Source organism: Pseudomonas sp. 34 E 7, assembly GCF_900005715.1.
GTDB classification, from domain to species: domain Bacteria; phylum Pseudomonadota; class Gammaproteobacteria; order Pseudomonadales; family Pseudomonadaceae; genus Aquipseudomonas; species Aquipseudomonas orientalis_A.
On sequence record NZ_CVTX01000049.1, the window covers coordinates 38,181 to 61,704 of the forward strand.

Here is a 23,524-nt window from a genome sequence, read left to right on the forward strand (position 1 = left end):
ACCACAACAAGTGTCGCCTCGAATGTCATCGAGTTCAAAAAAACGAACTGTAGGATAAGCGTGGTCTGTTACCTAGTTTAGCTTGAGCGCCAGAACTCATGCCGAATGCTCCAAGGCTGATTTGGAGCAGTTAAGCGCCGAAAAAAGCGCATAACCGTCATGGCTCACCCGATTATTCGAAGGCCCTGCGATTTGGACCGTTCGATTCAGAATGACAACGGCGTTGAAGGTTAGAGCGCAACCGGTCAGATCACGTCCCCGCTGAGAAAGGTTCGTATCAGCGGCAAGAGCAGTATTTCAAAATGAGCATCAACGACTATGCACAACTTACCAAATATTGATTTCATTTACCTCTCCGAACCGGACATGATTCAGGCGGGCGTCACCAATATGGCAGCCTGCGTTGACACGATGGAAGAAATGTTTTCCCTGATGTACCACGGCGACTACCGGATGGCAGGTCCCAATAACAACTCCCACGGATCTGTGGTGGTATTTCCCGAAGACTCACCTTTTCCGGACATGCCCAAACCTACCCCCGATCGACGCTTCATGGCGATGCCTGCGTACCTTGGCGGTCAATTTCGAACAGCCGGGATGAAATGGTACGGATCCAACATCGCGAATAGAGAGAAGGGCCTCCCCCGCTCCATCCTTCTGTTCGTACTCAACGATGCCGATACGGGCGCTCCTCTGGCAATCATGTCAGCGAATCTTCTTTCTGCTTATCGAACAGGCGCCGTGCCTGGCGTAGGCGCCCGCCATCTGGCCAAAAAGAATTCGAAGGTGGTTGGCATCCTGGGTCCAGGTGTGATGGCGAAGACCTCACTTTCGGCATTCGTTGCCGAATGTCCTGAGATTGACACAGTTAAAGTCAAAGGACGCGGCCAAAAAAATATCGATGCGTTTACATCGTGGGTTCGTGAGACTTTTCCGCAGATTGTCAACATTCATGTGGTTGACACCAACGAAGCTGTGGTACGCGACTGTGACATCGTCACATTCTGCAATTCCGGAGCAATTGGCGATGCCTCTGCCTATCCTGTGGTGAAGCGTGAATGGTTAAGCCCTGGTACGTTTCTGTCCATGCCCGCCTTGACGAGTATCGATGAAGGCATGCAGTCACCCGACATCCGCAAGGTTCTGGACAATCCTTCTCTCTACCAGGCATGGCATGAAGAAAATCCCAAGCCAGTGCACAACATCGTGCCAGTAGTGGGCATCCAATTCCTGGATCTGATAGACGAAGGAAAAATGTCACCTGACCAGCTCGAGGATCTGGGCAAGATTGTTGTCGGTGAAGCACCTGGCCGCAAAAACGACGATGAAATCATCATCATGTCCGTCGGCGGTATGCCGGTAGAAGACGTTGCGTGGGGCACCGTGATTTATCGCAATGCCTGCGAAAAAGGCATAGGCGTCAAACTTAATCTCTGGGAAACCCCAACGCTAAGTTGATCCCGCACGGCCACCGCGCCTTCTGAGTTTTCATTGAATACCGGACACTCCACATGAAAGAAGTTATCGACGTTATTAAAGTTAAAACCGGATCCAAGTTTGAGGAGCTGGGTAGCTATTCGCGCCTCATCGCCGTCGGCGATCTGATTTTCGTATCCAATACCGCCGGCCGCAATCCCGCCACAAAGGAAATGCCCGAAGACCCGGCTGAGCAGACCCTTCAAGTCTTGGCCAATATAGAACATGCCCTTTCGGCCGTTGACGCTTCGCTTGGCGATATCGTTGCCGCGCGCGTGTTCATACCGTTTGCGAAGGACATAGATATCGTAATGGCCACCTACGCAGAAAAAATGCGCGGTATTAATCCAACGCTGACGCTGACCAGCCCTCCTCTGGGATCTGAGATATACAAAGTTGAAATTGAAGTCACCGCCTATCGCGGGGTCTCAAAGGCCAATGTCAAAGAAATCACGATTACTCATAACAATACGTGACACTTAGCAGCCTCAGGGCGTAGCGATTCAGTGCACTTTCGATAACGTATACAGTATCAAGGACAAGAAACTTGGCCCCCTCTATCTCTCCCGTTCAGACTTCTGTCGTTCTTCCTGCCGCCACGACAGTGGTGGTGATCGGAGGGGGCATTATCGGACTCACTGCGGCATTGTCGCTGGCAGAACGTGGCATCCCCGTCACAGTACTTGAAAAGGGCCGAATTGCTGGCGAACAATCCTCGCGAAATCTGGGGTGGATCAGGAAAATGGGGCGGGCCAAACTGGACCTCCCTCTTTCAATCGCCGCAGAAAAACTATGGAGCACCATGGCACAACGGCTCAATGCCGATGTTGGCTACAGACAGACCGGTATTTTGTATACCGCCAGCTCAGCCGGGGAAATGGCTTCACATCAAGAATGGTTGAACTCAGTCGCTGATGCCTCGCTCGACTCACGCCTGGTCACGGCGAGAGAAATCGCTGATATTTCTCCAGGGTGCACCGTCGATTGGGCAGGCGGAATTTATACAGCCTCTGATGGCCGAGCAGAACCTACTCTTGCCAGCAGTGCCATCGCACGGGCGGCTATCGCTAAAGGCGTTATCATCGTGGAGAACTGCGCGGTGCGAACGCTATCCATGTCGGCAGGCAGAGTAAGCGGTGTTGTAACCGAGCGGGGGGAAGTGCGTTGCGATAACGTAATCCTTTCCGGCGGCATGTGGTCGAGACGCTTTCTGGCTACCTGCGGTGTTCCCCTCTTGACGTTACCGGTAGTCGCCTCAGTCCTTCGAACGGCTCCTCTGACGATAGAGGGAATGACTGAAGTCGCAGTAGGCACTCCAGATATCTCTTTTCGCAAACACCAGGACGGCGGATACATCATTACGAACCGGGGAGCTTTCATGGTGCCGATCGTACCTGACAGCTTGCTGATCGGGCATCACTACTTTTCCACACTGCGTTCTCAATGGAAAAACATGAATCTTTCCCTGGGACGAGAGTTCATGACAGAACTGGCCCTGTCGCGACGCAGTTCTGACCAAGGTACCTCTGCTTTCGAGCAGAGACGGACAATAGACCCAAACGTCAATCACGGACTGAATCGGGCTGCATTACGCAATCTCACTGAAGCTTGGCCCGCTTTTAAAAAAGCCACCATAGAACTCGAATGGGCTGGCATGATCGATGTAACGCCGGACGGCCTCCCAGTGATATCCCCCGTAGATAAAATCCCGGGTTTGACGCTTGCTTCCGGATTCTCAGGGCATGGTTTTGGAACCTCTCCAGCAGCCGGACAACTGGTCGCTGATCTCGTCACTGGCGACACCCCCATAGTTAATCCCGCACCGTATCACCTCAAGCGCCAGCACAGCTGATCAAGCCAGAAAATCAGGGGTACCTCAGCAATCAAGAGTCCTATAGAAAGCTAACTATGCAACCTAGAACCGCAAATTTCGGCGCAGACAGAAAAACCTTCTTAGATCAAAAAGCTATAAAAATATTGTAGGTCACTGACCAAAAAAACTAGCCCACAGTATTGCTTCCCGGCATTCACTAGCATAGATTCATCAACATAATAAAAAACTTGATGATGCGAACCGTGCGAGGCACCCATGATGAATTCCCAAACTGAGCTTCAAGATCAACGCTTCAAGTATCTGTATTTGAGCTCCAGACTGGGAACCATGCGCGCGGCGGCCGAAGAGCTGGAGCTCGCCGTCTCCTCCATCAGTCGCCAGATTGCGAAACTGGAGTCCGATCTAGGTATTCAGCTCATACAAGAAGGTACTCACAGGATCTGCCTGACCGCCGCAGGTCAGGCTGCAGTTGATTATTATGTTGAGCGTATGGGTCATCACAATCAACTTTTGAAAAAACTCGGCCAACTCAAAGAAGGATATTTAAATAGAACCAGCATTGCGGTGGGCGAAGGACTACTTAGTACTCAGGCCATAGGTGAGCTTTATCAATTTTTCAAAGCTAACCGACAATCGCACACTGAGCTGTTGATTGCGCCCTCTCACGAAGTTGAGCGAATGGTCGCTGAAGACGAAGCAGACATAGGATTGGTGTTTTCCCCTACCAAGACCACCAACATCAATAGGCTCCATTCTTTCGATCAACCCATGAGAGCTATTGTCCACCCCGACCATTCGCTGGCGGGCAGATCGATACTCAGTCTTCAAGACCTGGCTGACGAAGATATTGTTCTACCCCCGCCTGAGTACCGGATCAGAGGAATTATTGATCAGTTGCAAAGTGAAAGCAGCGCTCACTTCCAGCCTTACATTACTTCAAACTCACTGAAGATAATGTTGGACCTCACGCGCAATGGCATAGCCTCGACAATACTCAGTGACTTTCCCGTCATTGATGAGTTATGCAACGGCACATTAAAAGCTATTCCTATCGATTATCACGCATTGAATGTAACACAAGTACAAATTATTTCGCGCCAATCCAGGAAGCTGTCCCCTCTTTCGCGTGATTTGGTGCATTACTTGGCAATGGCGATAAACGCACAGATTCGGCGCATTCGTGACTGCACCAGCAGAAATCCCAATAAGATTTTCTTGGTTCGGAAAAATGCCATAGCTACGGCAGTTGACTAGCCTCTTTTTTCTGAGCGATATTTTCCATGATTCTCCATATGATGGATTTAGCGTCTTGAACTATTCGCTCATAATTCTGCGCATCCGGCCAATCCACCATGTAAAGCACCATAATGCCATCGATGTGTAACAGCACCTGGGTTGCGACCCGCTTGATGGTCTCACGCGATGCATCAGGGTAAACCCTGGTAAGGATTGTCGAAAATTTTCGCCTATTGACTCTGTACAGTTTACGCTGAAAAAGGCGCGCCTCTACATCCCGGAGTGCCATCCCCCAGAGCTCGACGAAGATAGCTGTAACATCCAGTCGCATGAGATCGCTAAACAAATAATCCAACACAGCACACATCTGTTGTTCGGGACTATTATAGGACTCCATCATGATGAGTTTATAATTTTTCAGATAGTCATTTACGGTATACCTGACCATCTCCAAAAATAGTTGATCTTTGGTCGGAAAAAAATATTGAAGATGACTCAGCGACATATCGACTTTTTTAGCCACGCTTCTCATACTGAATCCAGCATTTCCCGAGTCGAGAAATACCATCCTTGCCTCGACCAAAATAGCCGTACGTTTCTCTTCAGTCTTTTGATTGTTTTTAGCAACCCTCATTGAGAATTTCCTTTTTACGTAAAAATTTTGCAGAAATTATACAACACTCTTAATTCGCCTTAAAGACCATACTTGCTTGTATTCCATACAGGCCAGATATACCTGCCCGGTCAGATGCACTACTGTTTTACCCGATATCGTCATCGTCTCAGCTTAGTGCAGTCATGGTCCACGACCTAGGGCACGATCAGCAAAAACCAATCCGCCCTACACGCAAGTGAGACATTGGACGCACCACCTGGATGATTCGCCTTTGTTGCAGCAAGGGCAACAATAGGTACCTCTGCTGTCATTGTCCAACTCGTGACGGTGCGGGATATTAATTTCCTTTATATTCCGCTAGTACGATAGCGGCCCCTGAAACAATAACAATGGGCATTCGATCATGACATTGGCAAATAACTACGAACACCTCACCTCTGGGGCTAAATCCAGGATCGGCAAACGTACCCAAATCTTCATTAATGGTGAGTTCAGGGACCCGCATTCAGAAAAATACTTTTCTATCGCCGATCCTAGTAACGGTCTTGAATTAGGTCAAATCGCACAGGCAGACCAATTTGACGTCGACCTGGCAGTGGCCGCTGCACGCAAGGCATTTGAAGACAGCGCCTGGTCCAGAATGAGACCCTATCAACGTGAAGCTTTGATGCTGCGGCTCGCTGATTTGATTGCGGAAAATGCTCAGGAGCTTTCTGAACTCGAGACGCTCAGCAGTGGCCGCCTTATTCGAAACACTCGCGCATTCGATGCGGACCTGTCGGTTTATACGCTGCGTTATATGGCCGGGTGGTCCACCAAAATCTCTGGAAAAACCCTGGATCTGTCCGTTCCTTACCTGCCGGATCAAAAATTCTTTGGTTTCACAAAACGATCGCCACTGGGTGTCGTCGCAGCAATTACCCCGTGGAACGTTCCGCTTTGCCAAGCGGTCTGGAAATTGGCACCTGTTCTTGCAACAGGGTGCACTGTTGTTCTCAAGCCCGCTGAGCAAACCCCGTTCACTACTTTGCGCCTGGCGGAGCTGTGTAATGAAGCTGGCATTCCACCTGGAGTTGTCAATGTCATTACCGGCCTAGGTCATGAAGTAGGTGCGGCGCTTGTTGAGCACCCTGGCGTGGACAAGATAAGTTTTACAGGCTCGACTGAGACAGGGAAACGAATCGCCGCAATAGCAGCGCCCCTGATGAAAAAATACACGCTTGAACTCGGCGGTAAGTCACCGGTCGTCATCGCCGAAGATGCCGATCTGAACATCGCTATTCCCGGCGCTGCCTGGGCTATTTTCGGCAATCATGGTCAAAACTGCTGCGCAGGTTCTCGGCTGTACGTCCACGAACGCCACTACGCCGAAGTCACTGCTGGAGTCGCTGAAATCGCACGGACCATCAAAATTGGCCCGGGTCTGGATTTAAGTTCGCAGATGGGTCCACTAGTTCATCACGCCCACCGCGACAAGGTGATGAGCATGATCCACCAGGGCCTTGAGTCCGGTGCAGAATTACTGTGTGGGGGCGAAACGATCAACAGCCCTGGCGCTTATATTCAGCCTACCATTTTGACCGACCTTACAAACAACAGCATCACATCCCAAAAGGAGATTTTTGGGCCGGTGCTAACAGCCTTTTCCTTCAAGGACGACCGTGAGGTTATCCAGCGCGCCAATGCGACCTCATTTGGTTTGGGGGCCAGTATCTGGACCAAAAACGTTGATCGGATCACGAGCTTCTTCTGCGGCGTGAAAGCAGGCACTATCTGGATCAATAACCACAATGTGCTGGATCTCAGTCTCCCCTTCGGCGGCATGAAGGATTCAGGCGCAGGTCATGAATTGGGTGAAGAAGGCTTACTCGCCCATACGTCACTCAAGGCCGGTGTTATGCGTGTTTTTGATCAGGCTGAATGAAGATTGGCGACCTTTTTTAAACCATCAATATGAATTGTCTTCCCGCGTGCGTACAGGTATTACCCGATGAATGAACTCCTAAACGTAGTCGTGCTTAAACGAGTGCTGCAAGGTGATGATGTGGTCGTCATCGAGCTGGCGCGGGCAGACCGCGGCAATTTACCGACCTTTGAGGCCGGTGCCCATATTGATGTGCACCTACCCTCAAATGTGATCCGCCAATATTCGTTGTGCGGCGATCCCGCTGACGCAGGCATTTATCGCCTTGGGGTATTGAGAGATCCTCAATCCAGGGGTGGGTCCATTGCAGTCCATCAGGAATTACTTGAAGGCGTAAAGGTAAACATAAGCCTGCCTCGTAACCATTTCCCGCTGGACTTGAATGCCGAACGTTCAATCCTGCTCGGAGGGGGTATTGGCATCACACCGATGCTGGCCATGGCCTATGCGCTTGAAGCCAGGGGCAAGGCGTTTGAAATGCATTATTGCGCACGCTCACGTAGCCGAAGTGCGTTTCTTGAAGAGTTGGAGCTCTCCGGATTTTCCCAAGCTGTCCAGCTGCACTTCGACGATGAACCTGAAAGCCAACTGGACCTCAAACGCGTATTAGGAGGCAGCCAGGACACGGCTCACATCTATACATGTGGACCGGGAGGTTTTATGAAGTGGGTTATCAATAATGCTCTCGAACTCGGCTACCCTGATGCACACATTCACCGCGAATACTTTCAGGCCGACATTGATACCAATGGGTCTGGTTTTGAGGTTGTGGCGGCGCGCAGCGGTAAAACCGTCAATGTCATGACCGGGCAGACCATTTATCAAGCACTGGCTGAAGTAGGTATTGATATCGAAATATCCTGCGAGCAGGGTGTTTGTGGCACATGCCTCTGTGATGTTTTAGAGGGTGAACCAGACCATCGCGATGTGTATCTCACTGCTGATGAAAAAGCGGCGAACGATACGATATTGGTATGCTGTTCACGATCAAAATCTCCACGATTGGTGCTGGACATATAACGTCAAAAGCGGTGCATCGCCGGCGTCATTTGCCTTGGCCGTCCTCAGCAATGTAATGACACACAGGCTATGGCGCAGGGATTGTCATGCGTTGCCGCTCAAGCAAAGCCATTGAGCCCACCGGGATTTTTTCTTGCCGTATCGGCGGTTCAAATCCCCCTGTCTTACACATGACTACTGCTCTGCGCCGGTTAGTGTTGGCGCTAGCCATTCGGCAGTTTCAATCCAGCGCTGCCTGACAACGTGCAGCTGAGAATTTTATGCTTAAGAATAACCTTCAGGGTTTATGGAAATATCGAGTGCCGTTGTTGGGCATATTCAGTATCGCGACTGCTCTTGTGCTGGCTTTTGCCTGGGCAGGAGGATTCTTAGGCACCGGCGTTACCACAAAAGAGTTTCTGGGTGACTCCCTAGATAATTTTCCACCAGGCTATCGACGGGCCCACGGTAAGGGTATGTGTTTCAGTGGGACTTTTCATGCGAGCGGCGAGGCCGTCCCTCTGTCGACCTCACGTATTTTTCTACCGGCCAACATCCCCGCCGTCGGGCGTTTTTCAATCGGCACCGTGGACCCGCATGCGGCGGACAATTCGACGGCGACCGTCAGCATGGCACTCATGCTGGTAGGCGACGACAAGTCACAGTGGCGAATGAAGCTCAACAACGAACCCTACTTCGCGACTCGGGATGCCGAGGGTTTCCTGGCGCAGGTCGAGGCCTTTGAACCGGTGGCTGCCACTGGACAACCAGCCCCGGACAAGGTGGCCGCGTTTTTTCAAAAATATCCAGAGGCTCGCAAGTCTGTAGAGCGAGAGGCGAACGCGACTTGGCCGGCCAGTTTTGCAGGAACCGAATATAATTCCATCAACGCCTTCGTACTCATTGCAGCGGATGGAAAACGTCAACCTGTGCGCTGGTCCATGCGCCCTCATGCGGCGGTAGAGATGTTGAGCAAAGAGGCTCATGCGCAAGCCAGTCATGACTTCCTGTTTAATGAAATAACTCAGCGTGTGGGTGTAGCACCCTTGTACTGGGATCTGGTATTCCAACTGGCCGAGGCGGGAGATCCGGTGAACGACCCTTCTCAACCATGGCCGAGCAACCGCAAGGAGGTAATCGCTGGGACGTTAGAGGTCAACCAGGTGGTAGAGCAAACTCATGGGGCATGTCGTGACATTAACTTTGACCCGACGCTTGTACCTTCAGGAATAGCGCTTTCAGACGATCCGGTGCTTGCAGCCCGTGCGGGTATTTACTCCCAGTCCTATAACGCCCGATTACGAGAAGTCGGTTTTGGTAAAGCCACTGACGCGGTTGGCAAAAAGGAAATCAAATAATGCATACCCAGCAGAAGCACACCGGTGTGCAAAGTTTCAACTTCGCGGCACGGCTTCTCCATTGGCTCATGGCTGTCCTTATCCTGGCTATGCTATTTATAGGTGTAGGCATGATGGCTTCTCTGAGCCTGCGTCCCTGGCTCATTGATCTTCATAGGCCTCTGGGAATCGCCATTCTTCTTTTGGCTATCCTGCGTCTAGGCAATCGGCTTTTAAGCACCACGCCGCCATTGCCTGCCAGCGTACCGTACTGGCAGGCAATGGCGGCGCATGTTTCGCATCTATTGCTCTACTTGCTGATGCTCTGCCTGCCACTGCTCGGTTGGGCGACGCTCTCTGCCGGAAATTGGCCTGTCACCATGTTCGCGGGCTGGAACCTTCCACCCATTGCTCCTGTCAGCTCCGCGCTTTACGCTTGGTTTCGGGCCGCACATGGGTTATTCGCCTGGGCTCTGTTTCTGCTTGTGTTAGGACATCTTTGCGCAGCGCTGATACATGCTTGGATATACCGCGACGGCGTCTTTTCCAGCATCACGCGTAAGGCTCGTGGTAAATAAATGACGCACATCAACATGGCCACGATCGATCTGAATCTTCTCAGGACTTTTGTGGCTATTTGGGAACACCGCAGCCTGACAATCGCGGCCGAACGCCTACACCTCAGCCAGCCCGCCGTCAGTCACGCACTGCGTCGACTACGCGATGTGTTTGACGATCCGCTGTTCGTACGAACAGCAACGTCGATGGAGCCGACTGACGCAGCTATTCGCCTGCACGGACCCATTGAACATGCGCTGATTATTATTCAAAGCGCATTAATGATGTTTTCGAACTTTGAACCGAAAACAGCGGATCGTACTTTTCGCATCTCCATGTCGGATATGTCGCAACTTTATGTGCTACCGACGGTGATGGAAGTGCTAGCGCGCGAGGCGCCGAAAGTACGCCTGGATGTGCGTCAAATGCCTATAGAGCAACTGGCTATGGCATTGCGCAAAGGTGATGTAGATATCGCGATAGGCTATCTGGTAGAACTTGGTGAAGAGTGCATCCACGAAAACTTGCTAGACGACGAATTCATTTGTCTGTTGCGCGACGGCCATCCTTTTCAGGAAGATGAATTGAGCGTTCTGGACATACTCGCCCTGCGCTATGTTGACGTTTCGAGCAATATTACCGGCCATGGCGTAACCGCCGATGCAGCATTCGGAAAGGCCGGCATTGCGCGCGAAATCGCTCTGAAAGTGCCTAACTTCACGATTGCCCCGAAAATCGTTGCCAACACTGATCTGGCATTGATTCTGCCGCGTGCCATTGCCATGCAGCTAAACCACGACCAGCGCTATCGGCTGCTGAGTCTGCCCATCGAATTGCCAGCCATCTCGGTGGGACTTTATTGCCATAGCCGTTTCCTATCGGATGCCGGGATAACCTGGCTGCGCGGGTTAATCATTAGTCTGTTTGCCTCCGGCAGCCATACTGGAGTTCATATCAAATGAGGCGTGCGAGCATTCTTTATAAACCCTGTAAGCCACGAATGGGGAACTGCAATTATTCAGGATGCCGACGTCTGTACGTTGACGGCTGCAGCCCGCCCCAGACGGTGGAAGTTTCTCCCAAAGTAAATCAGACTCTCCCCCTCTTCACGGACCTGAATTTGGTTAATTTCGACAAATAATACCGAATGCGATCCGACTTCCTTGATATCTACTATGTTTCCTTCGAGGCTTGCTAGGGCGTCGTTCAACACCGGTAAGCCCGAGGAGCCTGTCCGCCAATCCTGGCCGGCAAAACGTTCAGCAGGCGGCAGGTCGGTCATGCCAGCAAACTGTCGCGCAACACCCTCCAGATCACCGGTCAGTATATTTACGCACAACGCCCTGTTGCCCAGCAACGCTTCATGAATTGAACTGTTACGGTTGATGCAAACCAATAATGTTGGGGGCGTATCAGTGACCGAACAGACCGCACTCGCAGTTAATCCGAAGCGACCATGGGGGCCATCGGTAGTAATGATATTCACCGCCGCAGACAACAATGACAGCGCTTGCCGAAAATGTTGTTTTGATTGATCGCTAACCATAACCTTCACCTTTTAATTATTGACTTGGTGAATCCATGTTGAGAGGGATTGTTCATTCGGTCAAATTCGCTTTACTCATACGCACTATTGACAGCAGGAATAGCCATCGCCCTTAAACGCCCTCCCCTTTAGAGGCGCATGGCACGACAGTTAATTCCCACGGATTATTTAGCTTATTCATATTCCGAATTTGATTTTTTCTTATCATCCCACGCATTCTGAACGTGTATGCAATCACCCTAGCCAGAGAACAATAAACATGAACAGCAAAAACAATTTCGATGATCGTGACACACGTGAAGGCGCTCCAATCAGCATCAAGGCGATTTCCCTGGATGATGTGATTGCGGAGATTGCTGAGCGTCGCAGCGAGTTTAACCAACGCTCCCATGTCCCTTTAGACATGATTGAAAAAATGAAAGCAGTGGGTATCTTCCGCGCCAGTACTCCCAAATGTTTCGGTGGCGATGCGCTGCCTCCAGCCGAGTTCCTGCGCATCGTAGAGCGGGTTTCCGAAGCCGACGGTTCGGTCGGTTGGGTGACCGCGTTCGGCTCAGCCAACATCTACCTGGCGGCACTCCCCCCGGCAACCCAAGCATTGATTTATGCCAACGGGCCAGACCAGGTCTATGCTGGCGGCCTTTACCCTCTACAACCTGCCAAAGAGACTGAAAATGGCTGGGAAGTCAGCGGGCACTGGCGGTTTGCTAGTGGGTGCAAAGGTGCCAACTGGATTGGTGTAGGCATCGGTGGCACATCGGCCAACGGTGGAGGACCGACGGCAGGCAAACCGCTGACCGCTGTGTTCCCGGCAAGCGAAGTGCAGATCGTCGACAACTGGAATGTTGTCGGGATGCAAGGCACGGGGAGCCATGACCTCAAATTGCACCAAAAGAACGTCCAACGCGAGTGGACTTTCGTGCGGGGCAGTGCCTCCACAATTGACGAGCCCCTCTATCATTACCCGTCTGTTTCCTACCAGGCGCAAGTTCACGCCGCCGTTAACCTTGGGCTGGCACGCGCAGCACTGGACTTGGTGATCGCAATGTCGGGCAGCACCAAGACTGTCACCGGTGCCCCGCGTTTGGGTGATCGCGCTTATTACCGCAGCGAACTGGGTAAGGCAGAGGCGATGCTGCGAAGCGCCCAGGCGTTTTTCTACGAATCCGCCGAAGCTGTATGGGCCTCGCTCATCGCCGGTAATCCGGTGACCCTGCAGCAGACTAACTTATTACGCCTCAGCGCCACCCATGCCGCTCATACCGGAGCGGACGTAGTCATGAAGGCTTATCGACTGGCGGGGACTGCAGCCATCTTCAATGACAATCGTCTGCAATGGATCGTACGCGACTCCATGGTAGTGACACAGCATGCTTTCCTCGGCGAAGCGACTTACGACGGCGCTGGCGCGGTGTTCGCGGGCATCGAACCGACCATCCCCTATCCTTGAGCACCACTATGCACAGCAGCTTCTGTCACGCTGCTGCAGCCTCTAGAGCTGATTCTGTAAGAGAAATATGCAACCTTGTTAGCGAGTCTCTACCAACTGAACGAAAATCGCGTCCAGGTCGTCTGGGTTGAAGATTGTCGCAATCGGGCTGCATCGGGCCGACATCAGTCGATGTATGTAAGTTGGTGAGTGGGCAATATCAGTTTTAATATGCGGCACACAGCTGTTTTCGCTCAAGTGTGTCATCAAGCGACCGATAAAAACTTATGCGCTGGGCCATCCGCCGCTGCTTGCGGGGAGCACATTCCACGCTCTGGGAAAACCATGACAATAAGAACAATGAACATTGCTCCGCGCGCATTTCTGGGGTTCTCCCTGATAGGCGCGCTCATGCTGATTCTCGGCCTCTTCGCCCTGTCTCAGATGAGCAAGATCCGAGCAGCTGGCGACGACATCGCGATAAATGGCGTCCCTAGCTTTCAGACCCTGAATGCTCTAACGGTGACGGGCGTCCGCATGCGGGTTTTATCGCATCGGCTGTTAACTGATCGCGAACCAAATATTCAGAACAGGACCATCGAATTACTTGCGGAACAAAACCAACAACTTAACCAGTCGCAGGCAGCATACGCCAAACTGATTTCATCCCCTGTAGAGCAATCCGACTACAACGACTATATGCGGCTGATGGGTGAATATCGCAAGATTGAAACGCGCCTTGTTACCCTCAGTCGGGCTGGCGATCTGCAGGAGCTAACGCGCGTGCTGAACGCCGAGTCTGCGGCTAACGCTGAGCAGATAAACGTGGCGTTGGGTAAGCTTACTGACTTCAATAACGCCCAGCTGGCTATCATCAATCAATCCGCTGCTGACCAGTACAGCTCTGCGTTCAACTGGGTTGTCGGCCTCCTCATTATTGCCTCGCTGCTGACCATGCTGTTTGCCTGGCTGCTGACCAAGAGCATCACCCAACCTATAGCGTTGGCACTTGAAGCGGCTGAAACCATAGCCGTAGGTAATCTGACCCGACCGATAAAGGTTGATGGCACTGACGAAGCGGGCAGGTTGCTGCTCGCCATGCAAAAAATGCAGGAGAAACTGCGCGATACCTTGATGCGTATTTCCGGATCCGCAACACAACTGGCTTCCGCTGCCGAGGAGCTGAACGTAGTTACCGATGAAAGCGCCCGCGGCCTTGCGCAGCAGGACAACGAAATAGAACAAGCCGCGACTGCAGTCAACGAAATGACCAGCGCCGTCGAAGAAGTGGCGCGTAACGCAGTGAGCACTTCAGAGGCGTCAAAAAACGCGACGGCGTCAGCAGGCGATGGCCGGGATCTAGTTCACGAAACCGTCAACGCTATCGAACGCATGAGCGGGGATGTGCAAAGCACCGCCGATCTGATTGGTAATCTTGCGGAGGAGTCCCGCGACATCGGCAAGGTTCTGGACGTGATTCGTGGCTTGGCGGATCAGACCAACCTGCTGGCGCTGAACGCAGCTATCGAAGCGGCCCGGGCCGGTGAAGCCGGTCGCGGTTTTGCGGTTGTCGCCGATGAAGTACGCGCTTTGGCCCATCGCACCCAACAGTCCACAAGCGAAATTGAACGTATGGTTGGCAGCATTCAAGGCGGCACCCAAAAAGCGGTCAGTTCAATGCGTAACAGCACTGACCGTGCTGAATCTACCCTGAGCATCGCGAAAGGCGCAGGCTTGGCGCTGGAAACCATCAACACCGCAGTGATCGAGATCAACGAGCGTAACCTGGTCATCGCCGCCGCTGCGGAAGAACAGGCTGCAGTCGCCCGTGAAGTGGACCGCAACTTGGTCAACATCCGGGACCTGTCGACGCAATCTTCCAACGGCGCCGCCCAGACCAGCGCCGCCAGCGGCGAGTTGACCCGCCTGGCGGTTGACCTGAACAGCATGGTGTCGAGGTTTCGCTTGTAAGAGGTATCGGAGGCCATCTGTTGGATCGAGGCTTGCACGCGCGTACGATGAAGAGGTCTGCCTGATACACCAAGGCGCCTAGTTCGCAGGCAAGTCTGGCTCTCATAGAGTTCAATTTGAACCCTGATCCCGCCCACAAAGTTACGGCCATTGGCGCTAAGTGTCCCGTTGGCGTGTGGGCCAACCGTGGCGCTGGATAACGGCGCCAGGTGGTCCTCTGTGTTGCCTCCAAATTGCCCCGACTACAACGAGATGGCCACCCTCTCCGCCCCATAGCTGGTGCGGAAGGTGACGGCGTCTGTCGATACATCCAGCGCGCCAGGCTCGAACGCAGCGTGATCGATTTGGCCAACCCGTTGCTGCGCACTGAGTCGCTTACCTCGATCGCTTAAAAATGATGTTTCACAGATTCCGCTCATTTCAGCCGCTTCTTGAAAAAACACTTTGAACTGAAGCCTAAAACACTTTCGTGCGCATGCATTGCGCGGAGCGCTGGCAGGTGCTGCCTGGCCACTAAGAAAATAACCGCTTGACCTTGCCTCTCGGTTCTCGTTAACTTCACGCCACTTTCCTACCTTCCGGTAGGAAGTCAATCATGAGTTTGTTATGGAAAAGAGTCATTTCGGCAATCCTTCACTGAAGTTTGCCATTGCCTTGGGGGCCATCGCCGCACTGGGGCCCTCAGCCGTCGATATGTATTTGCCTAGCCTGCCCGAAATGGCGGTTGATTATTCGACCAGTGTTGCCAGCATTCAGCTGACGCTCACGGTCTTTTTATTGGCAATGGGGCTTGGACAATTGCTGTTCGGGCCGGTAGTCGACGCCTTGGGCCGTCGACGTCCACTGATAGCAGGCTTGTTGCTGTTCAGTTTGAGTGCGCTGGCTGCAGGAGCGGCACCAACCCTTGAGTGGCTACTCGTGGCACGATTTGCTCAAGGGATAGGCAGTGCTTTGACGTTGGTGGTCATCATGAGCATGGTGCGTGACGTCACTCAGGGCGTTCAGGCAGCAAAACTTTTTGGCCTGCTGCTGACCATTCAAGGTGTTGCTCCCATCATCGCCCCGGGGTTGGGTGGTTACATTGAGGCGCATTTCGGATGGCGGGCCGTCATGCTGGTACTGGCTGTTCTCGGTGCGCTGGTGGCGGTGAATTCGATGGCTGTTTTGCCTGAAACACTACCAATGCAAAAGCGCGAGCCATTGAATATGAGCCTTGCGATACGCACGTATGCGCGCCTCGCAAAAGACGGTCGTTTTCTAAGGCCAGCTTTAGCGCTGTCAGCCGTGTTCTTCTTTCTCTTTGCCTATGTGGGCGGCGCTACATTTGTTTATCAGAAGGAATACGGACTGCCTGCTGCCCAGTTCGGTACGCTGTTTGGCGCAACCGGCATCGCGATTCTCATAGGGGCCGTCGTGGCTACCAGACTGGTGGGCAAGTACGGTTTGGCCCGCATGGCAACGGCTGGAGCTTTTTGCATCTTTGCAGGTTCTGTCATGGCCTACGGCGCAGCAGTATCTGGTTCTAGTTTGTACTGGCTGGCTGCCGGTGTCGCGGTAGCACTGCTTGGATTGGGGATTGCAGAAACCTCACTGATGACGCTGGTGATGTCTTCGCAAACCACTGCCCTGGGTTCAACGGCTGCATTGCTCGGCGCGTTTCAGCTTGGCATCTCGGCCTTCGCCACACCGTTGACCGGTTGGGCGAGCAGCTATGGCGCCATTGCCTGGTGCGCATTCCTGATAGTCTGCGCCGTTATGGTGGGTGCGCTGACCTGGGTCAGTGTGCGCGAAGGCAGGGCCGAGCACATCACCGCGTTAAATCACTGAATTAAAAGGTCATCCCGATGAAAGTGCTGAGCCCTTCCGCAAGCAGAATCTGTGATATCGCTCTGGTGCATTTCGCTGAGCGGGGATACGACGCCTCGTCGCTCAATGAAATCGCGGTCGTGGCAGGTATGCGCAAGCCCTCGTTATACGCGCACTTCAAGAGCAAGGATGATCTGTTCAACGCCGTGCTGAATCTGGCGCTGGCGACGGAGAGGCACTATATCGAAGAGATGTTTGCAAGCGTCCCGGCGAATGATGACGAGCCCGGCAAGCTGTACACGGACAATCTTTCAAACCGCTACGAGTCTTCCGCTGCCCTGCGTTTCCTGCTGCGAACGGCATTCTTTCCGCCTTCGGAGTTAAAGGCATCGGTGACAAGTGGCTTTGAAGCCTATCTGGACCGTCTTCGTGAACGCTTTGGCGCAAACCTTGAGAACAGGTATCCAGCCCTGTCGGCGAACGAGATTTCAATGTTTCAGGATGCTTATATAGCGGTTGTCGACAGCCTTCATGTCGAGTTGATTTACTGTAGTGAAGGCACCTACTGTCGGCGTCTTACCGCTTTGTGGCGCATTCTTGGTGATTCGCTGTCTCTGGCTGTGGGGAACGTGGAGCATGAGTAACTTATCCATGCAAACGGTGCATGTAGTGGTCAACTAATCCCGGACACGACGTTAAGTTTTTCAACCTTGGCTGATGCTGTTGATCAACGCTGCCGAGTTATCCACGATCGACTTGCGTAGAATCGCAACCGTTTCGGCGGGGACATGTTCACCCGCCATCAGCAGCTCGCTCGGCAAATCACCGCTGCGCGCCAGTACCCGGAAGGCATTACGTTGGTCTTGCGGCTCCTGCGCCATGAAGGTTTCGTAGTCCGAGCGCCCCATGCCCATGGCACTCAGGTCGCCACGTTTAAGCCCCCCATGCCAAGCGCAAGTTGGTGGGTGACTCCCCCAGCGTCTGCCACCGTTTTGGCAACGTGTTCCACCAGCTAGAATGCCCATCGACGGCGTGTTAGGCCTGATGGGGCGACGGCCAGTAAGGACCAACCGCTCCAACCATTGATCCAGTAGGGCCCCAACGCGCGCCGGGCTGCCTCGGCCTAGTTTCAGTCGCACCCGCTCCACGGTGGGCCGCTCTCCGCGGCCCAATACCGCGTCCGCGGCGGCGAACAGGTCGTTTCCGGTACGCCTACCGCCATGCCATGCCCTCCGCTATATTAGGTCTGATAATTAAATGTTATCCGACCCAATCTTCCTAAATATGGATTTAAAATACGTTGGACGTATTAAATATTACAAACCAGATTTCGCAGGTCGACGAAACGCCGCTGGACCTGCATTTTCTGACGCTAAACGCCCAGGAGGCAGCCGCAGACTTTATTGCAGCAGGCACGGCGGCCAATACTGTGCGCAGCTATCGGAGTGCCCTCGCCTATTGGTCGGCGTGGTTACAACTGAGATATGGACACGCGTTAGGCGATACGCATTTACCCGTCGAAGTGGCGGTCCAGTTTGTGGTTGATCACCTCGCCCGTCCGACGGACGACGGCAAATGGGTGCATTTATTGCCAGCATCCATTGATGCTGCGCTTATCCGCGCAAAGGTCAAAGCCAAGCCGGGTGCGCTGGCCTATAACACCGTCAGTCATCGACTTTCGGTGCTGGGCAAATGGCATCGATTGAATAGCTGGGATAGCCCCACCGATGCACCGGTGCTCAAGAGCTTGCTACGCGAGGCACGCAAGGCGCAGTCACGCCAAGGGCTATCGGTGCGTAAGAAGACCGCCATCGTAATTGAGTCTCTACAGGCACTGCTGGCCACCTGCACCGATGGTCTTCGCGGTCAGCGTGACCGCGCGCTCCTCCTACTGGCCTGGAGCGGCGGTGGCCGACGGCGTTCTGAGGTGGTGAACTTACAAATTAGCGATGTGCGCCAACTGGATACCGACACCTGGTTGTATGCGTTGGGTGTGACCAAAACCAACACCGGCGGGGTACGCAGAGAAAAGCCGCTACGCGGTCCCGCGGCTGAGGCACTTAGCGCTTGGCTATTGGCAGCACCGGCGGAGTCAGGACCTTTATTTCGACGTATGTATAAAGGAGACAAAGTTGGATCAACGGGTCTGTCCGCTGACCAGGTGGCGCGGATTGTTCAGCGCAGAGCCAAATTGGCAGGCCTCAAGGGCGATTGGGCAGCGCACAGTTTGCGCTCAGGCTTTGTGACCGAGGCTGGCCGCCAGGGTGTACCGTTGGGTGACGTTATGGCAATGACCGAACATCGCAGTGTGAGTACGGTGATGGGCTACTTTCAAGCGGGTGCACTGCTCGAAAGCCGAGCCACCACCCTACTCAAGTTCTCAACAGTTGAGAACGAAGATACCTCCGGGGGGCATCACCTTGCCAGTGACTCAAAGAACCAAGCGTAATAGCCGCTAAAATGGACTCTCAGTATGTGCGTCGATACGTCGAGACTTGACGTTACATCAGCGATTGGTGGCTTCTTTTCGCACACTTGATTTTTAATCATTCGGGGGGAACACGGGTTGCTCATGGCCTCAGTTGAGGCTAAGAGGTGCCCATAAATTCTGCTCCTCCGCGCCCGCCCGACTAGTGCCTTCCAAGAGCATGGTAATGGCTTTGTGATTTCAGTCCGGTTACGCTGGTGCGCATCAGGGAGGAAGCGCGATGAGTCAGTATCTGTTGAGTTTTGCCAGACAGAACCTTGAAGGGCGAAACGAGCCTTATCTTATCCTCCTCTGGTGCATGTACCAAGCGAACCAGAGCAAGGGCCGCTATTCCGATCACATTAAAGCCCACATCACGGCAGCATCAGATCAACTGCTGGGGCGGGATTATCAGCGTGTCGCCGCGCGCTTCAAAAGGGTGCTCGAAAATAGGCCCGAACTGGATCAGATCCCACCGTCCGATCTAGGTGCGTTGGACTACCTTCGCGTAAAAAACTTCCGTGGATTCGGAGAGTTCGGCTCTGACGACAAGGGCAATTTCATTCGCTTCAGCAAACTGAAAAACATCTTCTATGCGCCTAATGGAGGCGGTAAATCGTCGCTGTGTGAAGCGTTGGAATTAGGCACCACCGGAGACATCAAGGAAGCTGCCCGCCGCAAAACTAAGGTAAAGGAGTACATTTCACGGGGAGAGATTAAGCCCCAATTAATGCTTATGGGCAAAGACGGGAGCAAGGTCAATCAGAGCATCAGTTGGTCTAGTTGCTTCATCGACCGCAACCGGCTTCAAGAATTCTCGCTATTGGGTTCCAAGGACACGGGCAGCGGAGAAGGTGATGTGCTGGCCACCCTGTTCGGCTTAGAAGAACTACAAGAAGTCATTTCCCGTTTTGTTCGCCCGGAAAGCTTCACTCTTAAAACCTCTATGCGTACCGACCGGGCTGAAGCCCTCGCTGCCTTGGAGCGTGATCGGGCACAGCTCGGGCAGACGCTGCGCCGACACAAGCATGACCTGCAGCGATCCATCTGCGAGACTTGTAAGCTGCTGGGCCTGCGACCAGATCAAGATTTTGAGATTCGTCCCAAGGTTAAGCGGCTGCGCCAATTGATAGACATGCATATCCGTGGAGCTGAACGACTGCGGGCAGCCAAAGCCCCTGTTGCTATCCCCGAGAAACAAGTCTGGCGTACTTGTGCCATTGCCAAGCGATTACTCCGTCGCCGTGCCCTCATCGAGCGCGCGTTGTTGGATAGGGCCAGCGAGATCAACTATCGCGCTATCTTCGACGCGCTGGAGGCTATCGAACAGCATGTCGGGCAGGCCTGCCCAGCATGCCTGACCCCTCTCGATCAGGTCGTCATGAACCCGTTCGAGAGGGCGCGGGAACAACTCAAGTCACTCAGCGCTCTGGAGTTTTTGAAGCAATCCAGGCAACGGAGTGATGCTCGGATCGCACTCTGGGCTTCAAAGATCGCGACGGGCATCAACGATATACAGCGCAATGAGTATGCCGACATTTCCTGCCCATTGAAGATGGATGAGCTGGTGGGACTGCTTGCTGAGTTTCATGCAGCTACCGATCGCTCGAAGGTCGCACCATCCGTTCTCGAGTCGTTCCTGACGCTGTGTGATGCCAATACCGAACTGATTGAAGCCTATCTGCGAACTTGTGAGCGCCGACGGTTGGAAGTTGGTCAGGCAGAAACTCAGGCGTCCCGACTCGATATCCAGGTGGATCGGCTCAAGAAAGTTGATGATTTGCTGAAGCGGTTATTCGAGAGTAAAGCTCGGGCGGAGACTGAGTTCAAAACCGCTAACCTCAATATGGCGCAATTGATAGGGCAGAAAACCGTCCTACTCAATGATGCGGTTGATAACAGGCACTTCAACCAGTTGCTTAAGGATCTGGAGACCGAATATCGAACGCTTTACAGCGATCTGCTGGACTACAAGCTACAGCTCGAAAAAAACCGCATCACAGGGATCGAAGCCAAGGCTGGCGAGTACTACCGGGCAATTAATAACCATGACGACGACCATGAGCAGATTCAGGCACTGAGCTTCCATAAGCTTGCTGATGGCTACCGGATCAAGATGACAAACGTGGATGGATCCTTAGTTGATGCATTCTCAATGCTTAGCGAAGGGCATCTGCGGACACTGGGTCTATCAATCTTGTTGGCAATGGCCGAGAAAAAAAATTTTCCGCTAATCGTGTTTGACGATGTCGTCAATGCCATCGACACGGATCACCGATCCAATATCATTGATCTGCTTTTCAACGACGCCTACCTACGCCGCATCCAGATGGTGGTCACCACCCATGACCGTCTGTTTTGGGAGCGTTTCTGCATCATCGCCGACCGGCATCCTCAACGCGACCAGCATTCGAACCATGTGCTCAGCTACACAAATAAGGGCATCGTGGTGATCGATCATGCCGGTGGTTTTCAGAAGAAGGTGCAAGTGGCGTTGTCAGTCTTCGATGTTCGCCAGGCGTTGCTGTACTGCCGTATCTGGTTTGAGTCAATGGTGCTTGAGTTCTGCATCGAGAAAGGTGTGCAAGTGACCGCGAACTTCAATAAGTCCCAACTCAAAAAGAGCATGTACCTACAAGTCAGCTTGGAACACACGTTTGACTTGATTTTACCGTATATTGACTACGACCTGTCACACTTCAATGTTATCAAGAAAGATCTTGTAAACTGGCGCGGACAAAATCAAGAGCACCATGCGTTTGATGAGGGTAGTTTAAACTTTGTACACTCGAAGACGAGCAGTGAGGTCTTGAGAATTTACGACGCCATTCGCTTTCTGGAATGCCAGCTCTTCGCCGCCGAGAAAAAAGAGTTCAGAGTAAAATACCTTGCCGAGGTCAATGAAAAAATTCAGAGAGGTCAGAGAAAACTGCTAGGCCTAGCCGAAGCACCCCAAGAGGCAAAAGACAAACATATTGCGGCCTTGAGAGTTCTGGAAAGGGACGCTGCTGAGGTCACTCAAGAACTTCAGTTCATTGAACGATACGATGCACGACCTAGGCCTTAAAAGAGTTGGTGTAAATGTTTTGTTGAAGCATAAAATCCTTGTGATTAGGGTGATCGCGTCCGCTCGAAATAGACGAATACAATCGTCTTTAATACGGGGATTCGAAATTTGCCGTCGCCATCTTCTAAAAAAATTCCGCGAAAGTCGGAGTCTTCACTTATCCAGAATTAGGAATTTAGAAAGCAAGGAACTCCTATCTCTCCCTTCAAATCGCACAATGAATACTGTTTCAATCAGGACGTCGGGCGGGGTCATTCAGCTGATTAAGCTCTCCAAGCATGCTTGAACGTTGGTACCCATGAAATTAGCACCTACGCACAAAGGCACAGCAGCCTACTTCAAAGGCCCTAAGTTCTCATCATGCGCGGCTCGTCATAAATGCCTACCTTCGAAAGAGCTAGTGACCAAACCGAAGCTGGCTATAGAAAATGCGTGAGCCGATATTTTTTTCAAAACGCGTAAAGAGGCAATCAAGCTTACTACTCCTCTTTCGAGGAAACTTCCCTAAATAACTATGCAAGAACTCATAATCCGCCCGAGTTGCACAACCGAAATGTATCATTGGAATAATTTCTTCTGCTTTAGGAAACACTATATGGTGCGCCATGCAACTAGCCCGCAGTTGCAAAATTTCCTTTTCTTGGACCCCACCAAGAACGTAAGCCGCAAGCATCTGGCTGCCAAATCTTGCTCGCACATCACTTAGTTCAGCGCCATAAAGAACTGCGTCCTCAAATGTAACAATTTGACTGTATTTTTTTGCAGGTTTGCGGCCAAAAAGTAGACGTGCTACACCGGCTTCATGATTGTAGGTCGGCGCCAGGAGGAAGAGATCATATAGATTGTCAAATAACTTACATGTACGTTTATTCTGACGCTTACGCCAAAGCTGGACGCGATGAATTAAATTTCTGCGCAGTCTCTGAAAACTCATGCTCTGCCAAGGATCGAGGGCTATATTAGGCTGGACACTTTGTACGTAAGCATCCCAACTCTTTCGGAACGTCGCATTTGTCCGAAGATCTGATAGATCTACTCCATGGAAAGGGCATAGTACAGCATCTCTTGCGCACCAACTTCTACGCCATCCTGGCATTTGGCCCTTTGCAACGTCCTCACGCAAACAAATAGAGCAGAAATGCGTTCTTCGGCCAGGATTGACAAGAGCTATATTTTTTGATCTAAAAAAAATTTGGTCAGCTGTGTATTTAACTTTAAGGAAATAGTATTCTCTTTAAAGTAGTTAGTCGAGAAATCA

19 protein-coding genes and 2 pseudogenes are annotated in these 23,524 nt (G+C 52.4%); 16 read left to right on the forward strand and 5 right to left on the reverse strand.

The annotated features are described in order from the left end of the window. The first annotated feature begins 318 nt into the window (after window positions 1-318). The 4 genes from BFP96_RS02030 to BFP96_RS02045 all read left to right on the forward strand — a co-directional run bounded on the left by BFP96_RS02030 (window position 319) and on the right by BFP96_RS02045 (window position 4,564). A complete protein-coding gene (locus BFP96_RS02030; protein WP_015372127.1) occupies window positions 319-1,458 on the forward strand; it encodes a tyramine oxidase subunit B in 1,140 nt (379 codons plus the stop codon). A 53-nt stretch (window positions 1,459-1,511) separates the two neighbouring features. Beyond that, the gene (locus BFP96_RS02035) at window positions 1,512-1,952 is read left to right on the forward strand and encodes a Rid family hydrolase (RefSeq protein ID WP_003232737.1); all 441 of its coding nucleotides are present in this window, start codon (window positions 1,512-1,514) and stop codon (window positions 1,950-1,952) included. Window positions 1,953-2,023: 71 nt separating this feature from the next. Beyond that, window positions 2,024-3,328, forward strand: coding sequence for an NAD(P)/FAD-dependent oxidoreductase (locus BFP96_RS02040; protein ID WP_056858402.1), 1,305 nt, complete (start codon window positions 2,024-2,026; stop codon window positions 3,326-3,328). 237 nt (window positions 3,329-3,565) lie between these two features. Then, window positions 3,566-4,564, forward strand: coding sequence for a LysR family transcriptional regulator (locus BFP96_RS02045; protein ID WP_236708818.1), 999 nt, complete (start codon window positions 3,566-3,568; stop codon window positions 4,562-4,564). On the opposite strand, the gene BFP96_RS02050 is transcribed toward BFP96_RS02045, so the two are convergent. Next, complete coding sequence (locus BFP96_RS02050) at window positions 4,548-5,180, reverse strand: TetR/AcrR family transcriptional regulator (RefSeq protein ID WP_015372130.1); 633 nt, start codon at window positions 5,178-5,180, stop codon at window positions 4,548-4,550. The two genes, BFP96_RS02045 and BFP96_RS02050, sit on opposite strands and share 17 nt — an antisense overlap. 385 nt (window positions 5,181-5,565) lie before the next feature. Here BFP96_RS02050 and BFP96_RS02055 point away from each other — a divergent pair, with 385 nt between their 5' ends. The 5 genes from BFP96_RS02055 (at window position 5,566) to BFP96_RS02075 (ending at window position 10,942) form a co-directional block, all read left to right on the forward strand. Next, window positions 5,566-7,086, forward strand: coding sequence for an aldehyde dehydrogenase family protein (locus BFP96_RS02055; protein WP_065935484.1), 1,521 nt, complete (start codon window positions 5,566-5,568; stop codon window positions 7,084-7,086). 66 nt (window positions 7,087-7,152) lie between these two features. Beyond that, window positions 7,153-8,106: a PDR/VanB family oxidoreductase gene (locus BFP96_RS02060; protein WP_015372132.1), complete on the forward strand. Its 954-nt coding sequence runs from the start codon at window positions 7,153-7,155 to the stop codon at window positions 8,104-8,106. A gap of 260 nt (window positions 8,107-8,366) precedes the next feature. Further along, a complete protein-coding gene (locus BFP96_RS02065; RefSeq protein WP_056858399.1) occupies window positions 8,367-9,443 on the forward strand; it encodes a catalase family peroxidase in 1,077 nt (358 codons plus the stop codon). Then, window positions 9,443-10,000, forward strand: coding sequence for a cytochrome b (locus tag BFP96_RS02070; RefSeq protein ID WP_056858398.1), 558 nt, complete (start codon window positions 9,443-9,445; stop codon window positions 9,998-10,000). Before BFP96_RS02065 ends, BFP96_RS02070 begins: the two co-directional genes overlap by 1 nt. Next, complete coding sequence (locus BFP96_RS02075; protein WP_065876909.1) at window positions 10,001-10,942, forward strand: LysR family transcriptional regulator; 942 nt, start codon at window positions 10,001-10,003, stop codon at window positions 10,940-10,942. 56 nt (window positions 10,943-10,998) lie between these two features. On the opposite strand, the gene BFP96_RS02080 is transcribed toward BFP96_RS02075, so the two are convergent. Beyond that, entirely contained in the window at window positions 10,999-11,526 is a 528-nt protein-coding gene (locus BFP96_RS02080; RefSeq protein ID WP_003232755.1) for a flavin reductase, read from the reverse strand. A 259-nt stretch (window positions 11,527-11,785) separates the two neighbouring features. Between BFP96_RS02080 and BFP96_RS02085 the strand changes: the two genes are divergently transcribed. The 5 genes and pseudogenes from BFP96_RS02085 (at window position 11,786) to BFP96_RS02100 (ending at window position 17,376) form a co-directional block, all read left to right on the forward strand. Beyond that, window positions 11,786-12,976 (forward strand): acyl-CoA dehydrogenase family protein, encoded by a 1,191-nt coding sequence (locus BFP96_RS02085; protein WP_056858396.1) that lies wholly within the window; start codon window positions 11,786-11,788, stop codon window positions 12,974-12,976. Between the two features lie 324 nt (window positions 12,977-13,300). Further along, window positions 13,301-14,926 (forward strand): methyl-accepting chemotaxis protein, encoded by a 1,626-nt coding sequence (locus tag BFP96_RS02090; protein ID WP_065935485.1) that lies wholly within the window; start codon window positions 13,301-13,303, stop codon window positions 14,924-14,926. A gap of 284 nt (window positions 14,927-15,210) precedes the next feature. Further along, window positions 15,211-15,459, forward strand: a pseudogene (locus BFP96_RS31055) (hypothetical protein); the annotation flags it as partial. 73 nt (window positions 15,460-15,532) lie between these two features. Next, a complete protein-coding gene (locus tag BFP96_RS02095; protein ID WP_056858394.1) occupies window positions 15,533-16,753 on the forward strand; it encodes a multidrug effflux MFS transporter in 1,221 nt (406 codons plus the stop codon). A 17-nt stretch (window positions 16,754-16,770) separates the two neighbouring features. Next, window positions 16,771-17,376, forward strand: coding sequence for a TetR/AcrR family transcriptional regulator (locus BFP96_RS02100; RefSeq protein WP_065935486.1), 606 nt, complete (start codon window positions 16,771-16,773; stop codon window positions 17,374-17,376). Window positions 17,377-17,436: 60 nt separating this feature from the next. Here BFP96_RS02100 and BFP96_RS29945 read toward each other — a convergent pair whose 3' ends face one another. Further along, on the reverse strand, window positions 17,437-17,646 hold the full coding sequence (locus BFP96_RS29945; protein WP_065892717.1) for a hypothetical protein: 210 nt from the start codon (window positions 17,644-17,646) through the stop codon (window positions 17,437-17,439). 153 nt (window positions 17,647-17,799) lie between these two features. After that, a pseudogene (locus BFP96_RS31010) lies at window positions 17,800-17,954 on the reverse strand (DNA-binding protein); the annotation flags it as partial. A gap of 78 nt (window positions 17,955-18,032) precedes the next feature. Between BFP96_RS31010 and BFP96_RS02110 the strand changes: the two are divergent. Next, the gene (locus BFP96_RS02110) at window positions 18,033-19,181 is read left to right on the forward strand and encodes a site-specific integrase (RefSeq protein ID WP_065935487.1); all 1,149 of its coding nucleotides are present in this window, start codon (window positions 18,033-18,035) and stop codon (window positions 19,179-19,181) included. 259 nt (window positions 19,182-19,440) lie between these two features. Further along, a complete protein-coding gene (locus tag BFP96_RS02115) occupies window positions 19,441-22,266 on the forward strand; it encodes an AAA family ATPase (protein WP_065935488.1) in 2,826 nt (941 codons plus the stop codon). A gap of 397 nt (window positions 22,267-22,663) precedes the next feature. Here BFP96_RS02115 and BFP96_RS29955 read toward each other — a convergent pair whose 3' ends face one another. Then, window positions 22,664-23,200, reverse strand: coding sequence for a hypothetical protein (locus BFP96_RS29955; RefSeq protein WP_139113314.1), 537 nt, complete (start codon window positions 23,198-23,200; stop codon window positions 22,664-22,666). Between the last annotated feature and the right edge of the window lie 324 nt (window positions 23,201-23,524).